This is a genomic window from Methylobacterium sp. WL119, from assembly GCF_008039875.1.
GTDB lineage: Bacteria > Pseudomonadota > Alphaproteobacteria > Rhizobiales > Beijerinckiaceae > Methylobacterium.
This window is the reverse complement of sequence record NZ_VRUU01000005.1, coordinates 36,277-48,650: the sequence shown is the minus strand read 5'-3', so window position 1 is coordinate 48,650 and position 12,374 is coordinate 36,277. Positions and strand designations below refer to the sequence as shown.

Below are 12,374 nucleotides of genomic sequence, written 5' to 3'. Positions count from 1 at the left end.
GGCATGAGGGCCGCCCCGGTCGCCCTTCGGCGCGAGACCCTGGCGAGCCCGATCGGAACGCTCGTCCTCCTCACCGACGCGGACGGGCGGCTGCGGGTCGTCGACTTCGACGATTATCGCGACCGCATGGAAACGCTGCTCGAACGCGGCTACGGCCGCGGCGGCTGGTCGATCGCCGACAGCCCGCATCCGAGCGGGGCGCTGCGCGCGCTCGCGGACTACTTCGACGGCGACCTCACCGCCATCGACGCGATCGAGACGGTTACCGGCGGGACCGTGCTGCAGCGGGCGGTCTGGGCCGCGTTGCGCGCCGTGCCGCCCGGGACGACCGAGAGCTACGGCGCGCTCGCGGCGCGAATCGGGCATCCGCGCGCGGTGCGCCCGGTCGGCGCCGCCAACGGTGCGAACCCGATCTGCGTGGTGGTACCGTGCCACCGCGTCGTCGGCGCGAACGGCACGCTCACCGGTTACGGCGGCGGCCTGGAACGCAAGCGCTGGCTCCTCGACCACGAGGCCCGCCATGTCGGGCGCGGCGGCGTGGAGCGTCATGCCGACCTGTTCGGGGCGGCGCTGCTGCGTTGAGCCCGTTCCCCGTTACCGACGCTTCCGCTAAGGATCGCCGATCGGATGGGGAAGGACCGGCGCGGGTTGGGCATCGAAGACGACATCGCGATCCTCGCCGCCGCGCCGGTGTTCGAAGCCTTCGGGCGCGACGCCCTGCGCCTGCTCACCTTCGCCGCAGAGCGCCGGTCGCTGGATCCCGGCGAGCGGCTGTTCGCCCGCGGCGATCCTGCCGACGGCGGCTTCATCGTCCTGTCGGGCACGATCGCCCTCGAGCCGCGCGTGCCCGGCGGCGAGACGATCCTGGCCGGGCGCTCTGCGCTGATCGGGCGGCTCGCCCTGTTCGTCCGCGGCGAGCGGCCGAGCGAGGCCACCGCGCGCGACGCGGCGGAGGTCATGCGCATCACCCCGACGCTGATGCGTAGGGTGCTGGAGGAGTTCCCCGACGCCGCGGCCGCGATCCACGACGCGTTGGCCGAAGACCTGACCGGATTGAATCGGGGCTTCGACCGGGTCCGCGCCATGCTCGACGCGGATTGAGCGACCGGGCCACTGTGGCCGACCGTCACGATCGTGGCAGGACGGCGCGCGCGGCCTCCGTCACCGCGTTGACGCGGAAGTGGTGCAGCATGTGCCCGATGCCCGGCAGCCGCTCGTAACGGGCGCCGGGGATCACGCGGGCGGCCAGGGCGCCGTGGATCATCGGGTTGACCACGATGTCGGCATCGCCCGCCAGGATCCGCACCGGCACGCGGCAGGTCGCGTAGGCCGCCGCGCTCCGGCTCAGCGCCGCCCAGAGCGACAGCGCATCCTCCGCCTCGGCGACGATCTGGCCGGACCGCCCGGCGAACCCGAACGGGAACGCCTCGGCGAAGGCCTTCGGCATCGTCTGCGGCAGGAACATCGCGTTCCACAGCATCGGCAGAAGCGTCGGGTCGGCGGACGCCCCGAGAGCCCGCGACAGCACCGGGCCGGACACGGGGGCGGCGCGCGGGCCGAACAGCACCTGCTCGAGGCGAAGCTCGGGAAAGCAGACCGGGGCGAGCGCCACGATGCCGGCGACGTCGTCGGGGTAGAGCAGCCCGTAGGCCAGCGCGAAGGCGCCGCCGTAGGAATGCCCGACGATCACCGGGCGATGCAGCCCGAGCGATCGCACGGCCGTGTGGATCAGCTCGGCCTGGCGCCAAGGCGAGGCGTCGGTTCCGCGGGCGCGGGTGCTGCGTCCGTGCCCCGGCCGGTCGACGGCGACCACCCGGAAGTGCCGGGCGAGCGCCGGCACCGGACCGAGCCACATGTCCTCCAGCGTCATCAGGGTGCCGTGGATGGCGACGAGGTCCGGCCCGGCACCGGTCTCGGCATAGGCGATCGACCGCCCGTCCGGCAGGTCGACCATCTTGCGCGGGACGATGCGCTGGGTCTCGGGGGGAGGGCCGGGCAGGCCGGACGGGTCGAGCAGCAGGGCGGCCATCCTAGAGCGAGCGCCTGCGCCCGCGGGACGGATTGGCCGCCTTGCTGCCGATGCCCGTCAGCGCCAGCGCGGCGAGGCCGAGCCCGATCAGCCCCGCCGTCGCGGCGACCGGATGCAGGGTCGCCCGGGTGTAGGCGCTGGTGCGCATCACGTAGCCGGGCTGGGTGCCGCGGACCGCGCCCGCATGCTTCGGCGCATGCAATGCGCCGGCCGGGTCGCGCGGTGCCTCGCCGCGCTTCTGCATCGCGATGATCGCCGGCGCCAGCAGATCGTAGGCACCCGGCGCGAATTCCTTGCCGTCCACCATCAGCTTGCCGCCCCCGCCGACGATGATGTCGCGCTGCGGATGCACGGCGGCGTGCAGGATGGCGTTTGCGACCTCCTCGGGCGGGTAGATCGGCGGCGGCAGCATCGGCTCCCGGTCCATGTAGTTGCGCGCCCGCTGCGGCAGCGGCGTGTCGATCGAGGTCGGCTTGACCAGCGTCACCGAGACCGGCGCATCCTCGGCCAGCAGCTCCATGCGCAGGGCGTCGGTGAACCCCTTCACGGCGTGCTTGCTCGCCACGTACATGCCCTGGAACGGGAAGGCGAGGTCGGAGGCGACGCTGCCGAGATTGATCAGCGCACCGCCGCGGCGGCGCAGGTGCTCGACCGCGACGAGCGACCCGAACACCGTGCCCCAGAGGTTGGTCTGGATCAGGCGGAGGTTGTCCGCGTCGGACACCTCGCGCAGCGGCCCGTAGATGGTGAGGCCGGCGACGTTCACCCAGGTGTCGAAGCCGCCGAACGCGGCCACCGCGCGATCGGCCACGGCCTGGACCTCGGCCCGGTTCCCGACATCGCAGGCGACGGCGATCGCCCGGCCGCCGGACGCCTCTATTTCCGACCGCACGGTCTCGAGCACGTCGGCGCTGCGGGCCGCCAGCACCACGCGTGCGCCCCCGGCCGCGGCCCGGCGGGCGGTCGCGAGCCCGATGCCGCTCGACGCGCCGGTGACGACGACGACCTGATCGCGCAATGCCTTGTGTCTCATGCCGTCCCATCGCTCCACGCACCGGTCGGCACGGAGCCGCGGTCTTCAGGAGCTACCCGCGAAACCGTGAGATGTTGCCGAACGAGGCGCGATCCAGGCGCGTCCGTTGCACGCAGGCGTTCGAGTGCCCGAGCTGGCCGGCTCGGGTTCGAGCGGCTGCGGAAGCCCTGAGCCGGCGAGGCGATGTCGCGGGTGCTGCGCACGGGGATCCGTCTGCGGGACGGCGGCCGGACGCCGTCCCGCGCACCGGGACCGTCAGGTGACAGGGCGGTCGGCCGCTTGTAAGCACGGGCGCTCACGAAAACCCTGTCCGGAAGACCCATGTCCCACGCCGCCCTCGCCCAGACCATCGAAGCCGCCTGGGAGGACCGCGCCGGCATCGACACGAGCACGCGCGGCGCCGTTCGCGAGGCGGTCGAGGCGGCCCTCGCCCTGCTGGATTCCGGCGAGGCGCGCGTCGCCGAGAAGAGCGGCGACCAGGATTGGGTCGTCAACCAGTGGCTGAAGAAGGCGGTGCTGCTGTCCTTCCGCCTCAACGACATGGCGCCGATCTCCGGAGGCCCCGGCGAGGCGCCGTGGTGGGACAAGGTGCCCTCGAAGTTCGAGGGCTGGAGCGAGGCCGAGTTCCGCGCCGCGGGCTTCCGCGCCGTTCCCGGCTGCTTCGTCCGCCGCGGCTCGTTCATCGCGCCCGGCGCCGTGCTGATGCCGTCGTTCATCAATCTCGGGGCACGGGTCGGCAAGGGCACCATGGTCGACACCTGGGTGACGATCGGCTCCTGCGCCCAGGTCGGCGACAACTGCCACATCTCGGGCGGCGCCGGCATCGCCGGCGTGCTCGAGCCGCTGCAGGCCAACCCGGTGATCATTGAGGACAACTGCTTCATCGGCGCCCGCGCCGAGGTGGCCGAGGGCGTGATCGTCGGCGAGGGCAGCGTGCTGTCGATGGGCGTCTACATCGGCGCCTCGACCCGCATCGTCGACCGCACCACCGGCGAGGTCTTCTACGGCCGCGTGCCGCCCTATTCGGTGGTCGTCTCCGGCACGATGCCGGGCAAGGCGCTGCCGGACGGCTCGCCCGGACCGGGCCTGTACTGCGCCGTCATCGTCAAGCGCGTCGACGCCGGCACCCGCGCCAAGACCGCGATCAACGAGCTGCTGCGCACCTGATCCGAGCCGGGCCCGATCCGATGCGCGAGACCGCGACCCTCGACCTCACGGTGGCCGGCCGCTTGGTGCCGACGCCGTGCGATCGGATCGGGGCCGGCCCCGACGTGCTGCTGCTGCCGGCGCTCTCGACGATCGCGTCGCGAGCCGAGATGCGCGGCCTCGCCGACCAGCTCGCCTGGGACCATCGCTGCCTGATCCCGGACTGGCCCGGCTTCGGTGCGCATCCGCGGGCGCGGCTGCCGCTGAATCCGGCGACGTTCCACGCCTACCTCGACGCGCTGCTCGCGGCTGCACCCGGTCCCTACGCACTCGGCGTCGCCGCCGGCCACGCGGCGGGCTACCTGGTGGCCGCCGCCCGCCGGCATCCGACGGCGTTCGCCCGGCTCGTCCTGGTGGCGCCGACCTGGCGAGGCCCGCTCCCGACCGTGATGGGACCGGAGCGCCGGGGCCTGTTCACCGCGATCCGCCGCGCGGTCGAGACGCCGGGGCTGGGCGACGTCCTCTATGCCCTCAACATCCGGCCCAAGGTGACCGGCCGGATGATGCGCGCTCACGTCTACGGCGACGCGGCGCACGTCACCGACGCGCTGATCGCGGAGAAGACCGCGATCACCCGCCAGCGCGGCGCGCGCTTCGGCACGGCGGCCTTCGTCACCGGCGGGCTCGATCCGGTGCCGACGCGCGAGGCCTTCCTCGCCCTGTTCGGCGACGGCCTGCCGCCGATCCGGGTGCTGCGCCCGAGCCGCGCCCCGCGCCGGTCCGGCGCCGAGATGGACGCGCTCGTCGCGTCGGGCCGCGTCGAGGGCCGACCGGTGCCGGGCGCCCTCAGCCCGCACGAGGAATATCCGGCCGAGATCGCCGAGGCGATCCGCGCGGCCTGACGCGCCTCAGCTCCAGGCGTGAGAGGGGGGCGCCACCCCGTTGAGCGCGTGGTTGCCGACGATCGCCACCTTCCAGCGGACGGGGTCGTGCAGCGTGTGCGTCCGCGCGTTGCGCCAGTGCCGGTCGAGGTTGTGCTCGGCGAGCGTCGAGCGGGTGCCGCCGAGCTCGAACAGCTTGTTCGAGGCCGCGAGCGCGATCTCGGTGGTGAGCACCTTCGACTCGGCGACCGCGATCTTGGCGGCGTTCACCAGCCCTACATCATGGTCGACGAGCGCGGCGTCGATCGCGAGGCCGGCGCGGTCGAGGATCGCTTCGGCCGCGTGCAGGCGGATGGTGAGGTCGCCGACGGCCTGGATGGTGTAGGGGTCGTCGGAGGCCCGATCCTGACCGGCATCGATCCACGGCCGCGCCTTCTCGCGCACGAAGGCGATGGTGTCGTCGAGAGCCGCGCGGCCGATGCCGGCGTCGATCGCCGCCTGGATGATCTGGAAGATCGCCCCGTCGAGGCGCGGCAGCTCCTGATAGGCCTTCCAGGCCGGGACGAGGTGGCTCTTCTCCACCCGCACGGCCTCGATCAGCACCGTGCCGCTCGCCGTACCGCGCTGGCCGAAGGCCGACCAGTCGTCGATCACCGTCAGACCGGGCGCGTTGCGGTCGGCGATCGCGTACCAGGCGAGACCCGCATCGTCGACGGCGACGATCTGCACGAGGTGGGCGAGCAGCGCCCCGGTGGCGTAGAACTTCTGGCCCTGCACGATCACGTGGTCGCCGTGGTCGGTGAAGTCGGTGGCGAAGTCGGCGGCGCGCGCCGTGCCCTTCTCCGAGAACGAGTTGCCGAAGCGGGTGCCGCGCAGCACCTCGGCGAACAGGAGGGCCTGCTGCTCGGGGTCCGACACGGTGCGGATCGCGGCGACGATGCCGAGGTGGTTCTGCGCGATCTGCGCGATCGAAGGGTCGGCCGCGGCGACGATGGCGATCACCTGCGCCAGCGTCCGATACGACACCTCGGGGCCGCCGTGCTCGCGCGGAACGTTGATCGACCATAGGCCGCTCTGCGAGAACCGGTCGAGCTCCGCCAGCGGCCGGGCATGCGCGAGGTCGCGCTCCGACGCCCCCTCGCGGATCGAGGCGGCGAGCGCGTGGGCGACGCGGATCGCCTCGGCGTCGTCGCGGATGACGTGGGCGGCCTCGGATGGACGGGCCGGGCCCGGGACGCCGCGAGAGGACGCTGTTCCGGACAGCGCCTGGGTGCTGACGGCGATGTTCATCGATCTCTCCGAAGTTCGAGGGCGGTCGTCGGATACGCATCCGCCTCTTCCCGATCGCGCGGCGAGGGGATGCTCGGCATCGGCGCGCCTACGCCGCCTCGGCGCGCTCAGCGCGCTCGGCTTCGAGCGCGCGGACCCGCGGGATGATGTGCGCGCCGAAATACGCCACGTCCTCCTGGAAATGCAGGAAGGCCAGCAGCGCGAGATCGGTCCCGGCATCCTTGAGCGCGATGATGCGCTCGGCGATCTGGTCCGGCGTGCCGATCAGGTTGGTCTTGAAGCCGTCGTTGTACTGGACGAGGTCCTCGAAGGTCGATTTCGCCCAGTTGCCCTCGCCCTCGGGCGAAGCCCGGCCGGCGTTCTTCGCCTCGTGGCCGAAAGCCTTCACCGCATCCGGGTTGGCATGGTCGATGATCTCCTGCAGCACGGCGCGCGCCTCGGCCTCGGTGTCGCGCGCGATGACGAAGGCGTTCACGCCGACCTTGACCGCATGGCCGTTGGCGGCGGCCTTCGTCTGCAGGTCGGCGACCTGCGCCCGGATGCCCTCGGGGGTGTTGCCGTTAGTGAAGTACCAATCCGACACCCGCGCCGCCATGTCGCGCGCCGCCCGCGACGAGCCGCCCTGGAATATCTCCGGCGTCACCGCCGGCTTCGGCTTGAGGTTGTAATCGGTGTAGCGATAGAAATCGCCGCGGAACGTGTAGTTCTCCTGAGTCCAGATCCCGCGAAGCGCGGTGATGAACTCCTCGGAGCGCCGGTAGCGCTCGTCGTGGTCGAGCCACGGCTCGCCGATGGCGCGGAACTCGCCCGAGAACCAGCCCGAGACCACGTTGATCGCGATGCGGTTGTCGGTCAGCTCGCTGATCGTCGCGATCTGCTTGGCCGCGATGGTCGGGTTCCACGGCCCGGGCAGCAGCGCGGCGATGACCTTGAGCCTGGTCGTCACGGCGAGCAGCGCGTGGCTGAAGGCCACCGATTCGTGCTGGTACTCGGCGCCGTAGCCGGCGGTGAAGCGGATCTGCGTCAGCGCGTAGTCGAAGCCGGCATCCTCGGCGATCCGCGCGAGCTTGCGGTTGTAATCTCCGTCCCAGCTCGTGCGCTGCGGGATCGCGCTGATGACGAGCCCCCCGGAGACGTTCGGCACCCAGTAGGCGAAGCGGATCGGCTCTTCGGTCGCGTTGCGGTTTGTCATGGGATTGCGCCTCCTCGTCGGTCAGGCCTCCCGCAAGGGCGAAGAGCGATCGTCCCGCATGGTCGCGGATCGAAGATCGCATCGAGCAGCCGCTCGCCGTCGTGCCGATTTGCCTGTCCGTCAAGTATTTCCAAAGTCGATGCCGCCGTCAAAGGAAGCAACGCGCAATCTTTTGCCTGAATGAGCAAGAAATTTTCGTCGCCCGCCCTTCCGGGGAACGAAGCTTCCCCGAGCGGAGCGCAGCGGTCGGCGCACCACGCGAACGATCGTATCGGCGTTCTTCACAAAGAACGATGGTGGGCCGAGCTCGTGGAAGAGGTCGGTCGTTTCGTGGTGCACTAGGGGAAGGAGAACGAAAAACCCCCTCCCGGTCGCATCGGGCAACGATCACCTCAACCGGAGCGTTCTTTTGCAAGAACGTTTCATTGACCGCGTGCACCGCACGCCTCACCTTTGGGAGGACATCGCGGCACGGTCCGAACGGGTGGCGGCGCGGCCGTCCCGCGTCCGGACCGTGCCTTGCGCCACCTTCCTTTCGAGACGAGATCCGACGATGACGCGACCGAAACTCGTGGGCTTCAGCGCCAACCTTCAGCGCCCGTCCAAGACCCGCGCCCTGGTCGAGGCCGTGGCCGAGGCCGCCACCGTCGACGGCGGCCTCGACCTTCGGCTGTTCGATCTCGTCGATGCCGGCACCGGGCTCGGCGCGGCCTGGTCGCGGAATGCGCTGTCGCTTCCCGCCCGCCGGGTGATCGAGGCGATCGAGGGCGCCGACGCGCTGGTCGTCGGCTCGCCGGTCTACAAGGGCAGCTTCACCGGGCTGTTCAAGCACGTCTTCGACCTGATCGATCCGGCGGCCCTGGCCAACAAGCCGGTCGCGATCGTCGCCACCGGCGGCGGCGCCCGCCACGCGCTCGTCGTCGAGCATTCGTTCCGGCCGCTGTTCGGGTTCTTCGGCGCCCTGCAGGTGCCGACCACCGTCTACGGCTCCGATCCGGACTTCACCGACGGCCTCCCGACGGATGCGGGCGTGCGCGAACGGATCGCCCAGGCCGGCGCCCAGCTCGCGGCCCTGGTGCGCGCCGGGATCGCGGCGGAATCGTCCGCCCCCGTGGCGCTCGCCGCCGCGCGCTGAGACCCGCGATGATCGACCGCCGCCGCCTCGTCGCCACGGCCCTCGCCGCGGCGCTGCCCCTGACCCGTCCGGCGGTGGCCGCCGAGCCGGGCGTGCTGCGCATCGGCTACCAGAAGAACGGCATCCTCGTGGTCGCCAAGCAGCAGGGCGTGATCGAGGAGCGCCTGGCCAAGCTCGGCCATAGCGTGCGCTGGATCGAGTTCTCCTTCGGGCCGCCGCTACTCGAGGCCTTGTCCCTCGACGGCATCGATTTCGGCCAGACTGGCGACGCCCCGCCGATCTTCGCGCAGGCTGCCAAGTCGAGCCTGGTCTACGCCGCGGCGCAGGAGGCCGGCGGCTCGGGCTCGGGCATCCTGCTGCCCAAGGGCTCGACGATCCGGTCGCTGGCTGAGCTGAAGGGCAAGCGCGTCGCCTTCGCCAAGGCGTCGAGCGCCCACAACCTCACGGTCGCCGCGCTGGAGAAGGCGGGCCTCACCTACGCCGACATCGAGCCGGTGACGCTGGCGCCCGCCGACGCCGCGGCGGCGTTCTCGCGCGGCAGCATCGACGCCTGGACGATCTGGGACCCGTACTACGCCATCGCAGAGGGCGGCGACGGCGTCCGCGTGCTGGCGACGGCCAAGGAGATCGCGCGGCAGAACAACTTCTTCCTGGCGAGCCGCGCCTTCGCGGAGGGACGCGGCGCGGTGCTGGCCGAGGTGATCGACGTGCTCGGCGGCGTCGCGCGTTGGTGCGGCGACAATCGCGGCGAGGTCGCCGACCTGCTTTCGAAGGGCACCGGCGTGCCCCTCGCCGCCACCCGTCGCGCGGTCGACCGCACCGACTTCCTCATCGGCCCGATGAACGACCGCGTCGCCGCCGAGCAGCAGGTGATCGCCGACCGCTTCCACGCCCTGAAGCTGATTCCGAAGCCGATCCGCGTCGCCGACGCGGTCTGGATTCCACCCGCACGCAACGGCTGATCCGCGATGACCGACGACCTTCATCCCCAACGTGCCGCGCGTCTCGCCGCCGTCGACGGCTCGGTGCCGCTGCGACGCCGCACCCTGCTCTCGGCCGGCCTGGGCCTCGCGGCGGCGATCGCGCTACGCCCGGCCCGCGCTGCGTCCGCCGTCCGGATCGGCTACCAGAAATACGGGTCGCTGGTCCTGCTGAAGGGCCGCGGAACCCTCGAAAAGGCGCTCGCGCCCCTCGGCTACGAGGTCGCGTGGTCGGAGTTTCCCTCCGGTCCGCCGCTGCTCGAGGCGCTGAACGCCGGGGCGATCGACCTCGGCTCCGCCGGCGAGGCGCCGCCGATCTTCGCCCAGGCCGCCAACGCCGACCTGCGCTACGTCGGCACCGAACCGCCGGCCCCGCGGGGCGAAGCGATCCTGGTGCCGAAGGACAGCCCAATTCGCGCCGTCTCGGGTCTGCGTGGCAAGACCATCGCCTTGAACAAGGGCTCCAACGTCCACTTCCTCGTGGTGCGCGCCTTGGAGAAGGCCGGCATCGCCTACGATGCGGTCAGGCTCGTCTTCCTCTCGCCGGCCGACGCGAACGCCGCCTTCGTGCGCGGCTCGGTCGACGCCTGGGCGATCTGGGACCCCTATCTCGCCGCCGCCGAGCGCTCGACCGGTGCGCGCATCCTCGCCGACGGCACCGGGATCGCACCGAACCGCCAGTTCTACCTGTCGCGCCGCGTCTTCACCGAGGCGAGCCCGGACATCGTGTCCGCAATCCTGAAGGCGATCGCCGAGGTCGACACCTGGGCCGCCGGCAACGGCGGCACGGTCGCCTCCGAGCTTGCGCCCTCGGTCGGCATCCCGGCGCCGGTGCTCACGGTGGCGCTCGATCGCCTGTCCTACGGGGTCGCAGCCCTCGACGCGCAGACGATCGCCGACCAGCAGGCGGTGGCCGACGCCTTCCACGCCCTCGGCCTCCTGCCGAAACCGATCCGGGTCGCGGACGCCGTCTGGGCCCACCCGCAACGCAAGGCCGAGATCCGATGAGCGCCACCCCCTCCCGCATCCGCGACGCCGCCGTGCCCTGGCTGCTGCCGGTGGCGATCCTCGTCGGCTGGCAGGCGGCGGTCTCGGCCGGCTTGGTCTCGAACCGCTTCATGCCGGCGCCGCTCGACGTGATCCGCGCCGGGATCGCGGCCGGCCGCACCGGCGAGCTCTGGACCAATCTCGGCGTCAGCACGCTGCGCGCGCTCGCCGGCTTCGTGGTCGGCGGCGGCATCGGCTTCGGCCTCGGCCTCGCCAACGGGCTCTCGCGCCTGTCCGAGCGCCTGACCGACACCTCGGTTCAGATGGTGCGCAACGTACCCCACCTGTCGCTGATCCCGCTGGTGATCCTGTGGTTCGGCATCGGCGAGGAGGCCAAGCTGTTCCTGGTGGCGCTCGGCGTGTTCTTCCCGATCTACGCCAACACCCTGCACGGCATCCGCTCGGTCGATCCGGCCCTGGTCGAGATGGGCCGCGTCTACGGCATGTCGAACGCCGAGCTGTTTCGCCGCGTGGTGCTGCCGGGCGCGCTGCCGTCGATCTTCGTCGGCCTGCGTTACGCCCTCGGGATCATGTGGCTGACGCTCATCGTCGCCGAGACCATCTCGGCCTCCTCGGGCCTCGGCTACATGGCGATGCAGGCACGCGAGTTCATGCTGGTCGACGTCGTGGTGCTGGCGATCCTGATCTACGCCGCGCTCGGCAAGCTCGCCGACGCGCTGACGCGGCAGCTGGAGCGCAGCTGCCTCGCCTGGAACCCCGCCTACAGGAGCGCCTGATGCTGCTTGACGCCCAACTCCGCGACAAGCCGCCGGCGCGGGAACCGGACACCGGCGCGCCTGCGCTGTCCCAGGGGGAGAGGGTCGCGACGCTCTCGGGCAGCGCGCAACCTTCATCCCGATCCTCCCCCGACCGGGCGGGGGAGCAACGCGGCATCGCGGTCACCGTCCGCGACCTCCACAAGAGCTTCGACGGCAACGCCGTGATCGCGGGGCTCGACCTGTTCCTGCCCGCCGGCGGCTTCACGGCGGTGGTCGGCCGCTCCGGTTGCGGCAAGAGCACCCTGCTGCGCCTGATCCTCGGCCTCGAGACGCCGACCTCCGGGCGCATCGGCCTCGACGAGGCCGAGGCCGGCCCGCGCCGGTCTCAGCGGCCGCGGCGCATCATGTTCCAGGAGCCGCGGCTGCTGCCCTGGGCCCGCGTGGTCGACAACGTCGCCGTCGGCCTGTCCGGCACCGGCACCGGCACCAAGGCCGAGCGTCGGGCGCGTGCGCTCGCGGCCCTCGAGGAGGTCGGCTTGGCCGACAAGGACGGCGTCTGGCCCGCCACCCTGTCCGGCGGCCAGCGCCAGCGCGTAGCGCTCGCCCGGGCGCTGGTCAGCGGACCCGGCCTCCTGGCGCTCGACGAGCCGCTCGGCGCGCTCGACGCGCTCACCCGCATCGGCATGCAGGACCTAATCGAGCGGATCTGGCGGGCGCAGGGCTTCACCGCGCTCCTCGTGACCCACGACGTCGCCGAAGCCGTGGCGATGGCCGACCGCATCCTCGTCGTCGACGAGGGCCGCATCGCCCTCGATCTGCGGGTCGACGTGCCCCGGCCGCGCCGCCGCGGCGATCCCGACCTGGCGCGGCTCGAAGGCCGCATCCTCGAGCACCTGCTCGGCACGCCCTCGGCGGCCTGAGC

13 protein-coding genes are annotated in these 12,374 nt (G+C 71.9%); 9 read left to right on the top strand and 4 right to left on the bottom strand.

Features of this window, described 5'->3' with window-relative positions; all coding sequences use genetic code 11:
• Window positions 1–3 precede the first annotated feature (3 nt).
• Both ogt and FV227_RS03990 read left to right on the top strand, forming a co-directional pair.
• Window positions 4–582, top strand: coding sequence for a methylated-DNA--[protein]-cysteine S-methyltransferase (gene ogt / locus FV227_RS03995; protein ID WP_147725680.1), 579 nt, complete (start codon window positions 4–6; stop codon window positions 580–582).
• A gap of 66 nt (window positions 583–648) precedes the next feature.
• A complete protein-coding gene (locus FV227_RS03990; RefSeq protein ID WP_147725681.1) occupies window positions 649–1,101 on the top strand; it encodes a Crp/Fnr family transcriptional regulator in 453 nt (150 codons plus the stop codon).
• Between the two features lie 25 nt (window positions 1,102–1,126).
• Here the strand turns inward: FV227_RS03990 and FV227_RS03985 are convergent, their stop codons facing one another.
• Window positions 1,127–2,029, bottom strand: coding sequence for an alpha/beta hydrolase (locus tag FV227_RS03985; RefSeq protein ID WP_147858322.1), 903 nt, complete (start codon window positions 2,027–2,029; stop codon window positions 1,127–1,129).
• Window position 2,030: 1 nt separating this feature from the next.
• Complete coding sequence (locus tag FV227_RS03980) at window positions 2,031–3,062, bottom strand: SDR family oxidoreductase (protein WP_147858321.1); 1,032 nt, start codon at window positions 3,060–3,062, stop codon at window positions 2,031–2,033.
• A gap of 321 nt (window positions 3,063–3,383) precedes the next feature.
• On the opposite strand from FV227_RS03980, the gene dapD reads away from it, so the two are divergent.
• Entirely contained in the window at window positions 3,384–4,229 is an 846-nt protein-coding gene (dapD, locus tag FV227_RS03975; protein ID WP_147729790.1) for a 2,3,4,5-tetrahydropyridine-2,6-dicarboxylate N-succinyltransferase, read from the top strand.
• 20 nt (window positions 4,230–4,249) lie between these two features.
• Window positions 4,250–5,110, top strand: coding sequence for an alpha/beta fold hydrolase (locus FV227_RS03970; RefSeq protein ID WP_147858320.1), 861 nt, complete (start codon window positions 4,250–4,252; stop codon window positions 5,108–5,110).
• Between the two features lie 6 nt (window positions 5,111–5,116).
• Here FV227_RS03970 and FV227_RS03965 read toward each other — a convergent pair whose 3' ends face one another.
• Window positions 5,117–6,379, bottom strand: coding sequence for an SfnB family sulfur acquisition oxidoreductase (locus FV227_RS03965; protein ID WP_147858319.1), 1,263 nt, complete (start codon window positions 6,377–6,379; stop codon window positions 5,117–5,119).
• A gap of 88 nt (window positions 6,380–6,467) precedes the next feature.
• Window positions 6,468–7,571 carry a dimethylsulfone monooxygenase SfnG gene (sfnG, locus tag FV227_RS03960; RefSeq protein WP_147728034.1) on the bottom strand — a complete coding sequence of 368 codons (1,104 nt, stop codon included), beginning with the start codon at window positions 7,569–7,571 and terminating at the stop codon, window positions 6,468–6,470.
• A gap of 553 nt (window positions 7,572–8,124) precedes the next feature.
• Here sfnG and FV227_RS03955 point away from each other — a divergent pair.
• From FV227_RS03955 to FV227_RS03935, 5 genes are read left to right on the top strand one after another with little or no spacing between them, the layout of a single operon-like run.
• Entirely contained in the window at window positions 8,125–8,706 is a 582-nt protein-coding gene (locus FV227_RS03955) for an NAD(P)H-dependent oxidoreductase (protein ID WP_147858318.1), read from the top strand.
• A gap of 8 nt (window positions 8,707–8,714) precedes the next feature.
• On the top strand, window positions 8,715–9,668 hold the full coding sequence (locus FV227_RS03950; protein ID WP_147728036.1) for an aliphatic sulfonate ABC transporter substrate-binding protein: 954 nt from the start codon (window positions 8,715–8,717) through the stop codon (window positions 9,666–9,668).
• A gap of 6 nt (window positions 9,669–9,674) precedes the next feature.
• A complete protein-coding gene (locus tag FV227_RS03945) occupies window positions 9,675–10,694 on the top strand; it encodes a sulfonate ABC transporter substrate-binding protein (protein ID WP_147728037.1) in 1,020 nt (339 codons plus the stop codon).
• Window positions 10,691–11,470: an aliphatic sulfonate ABC transporter permease SsuC gene (gene ssuC / locus FV227_RS03940; RefSeq protein WP_147728038.1), complete on the top strand. Its 780-nt coding sequence runs from the start codon at window positions 10,691–10,693 to the stop codon at window positions 11,468–11,470. Before FV227_RS03945 ends, ssuC begins: the two co-directional genes overlap by 4 nt.
• Window positions 11,470–12,372, top strand: a complete 903-nt coding sequence (locus tag FV227_RS03935; RefSeq protein WP_147858317.1) for an ATP-binding cassette domain-containing protein — start codon at window positions 11,470–11,472, stop codon at window positions 12,370–12,372. The genes ssuC and FV227_RS03935 overlap by 1 nt, the downstream gene beginning before the upstream one ends.
• Window positions 12,373–12,374 lie beyond the last annotated feature (2 nt).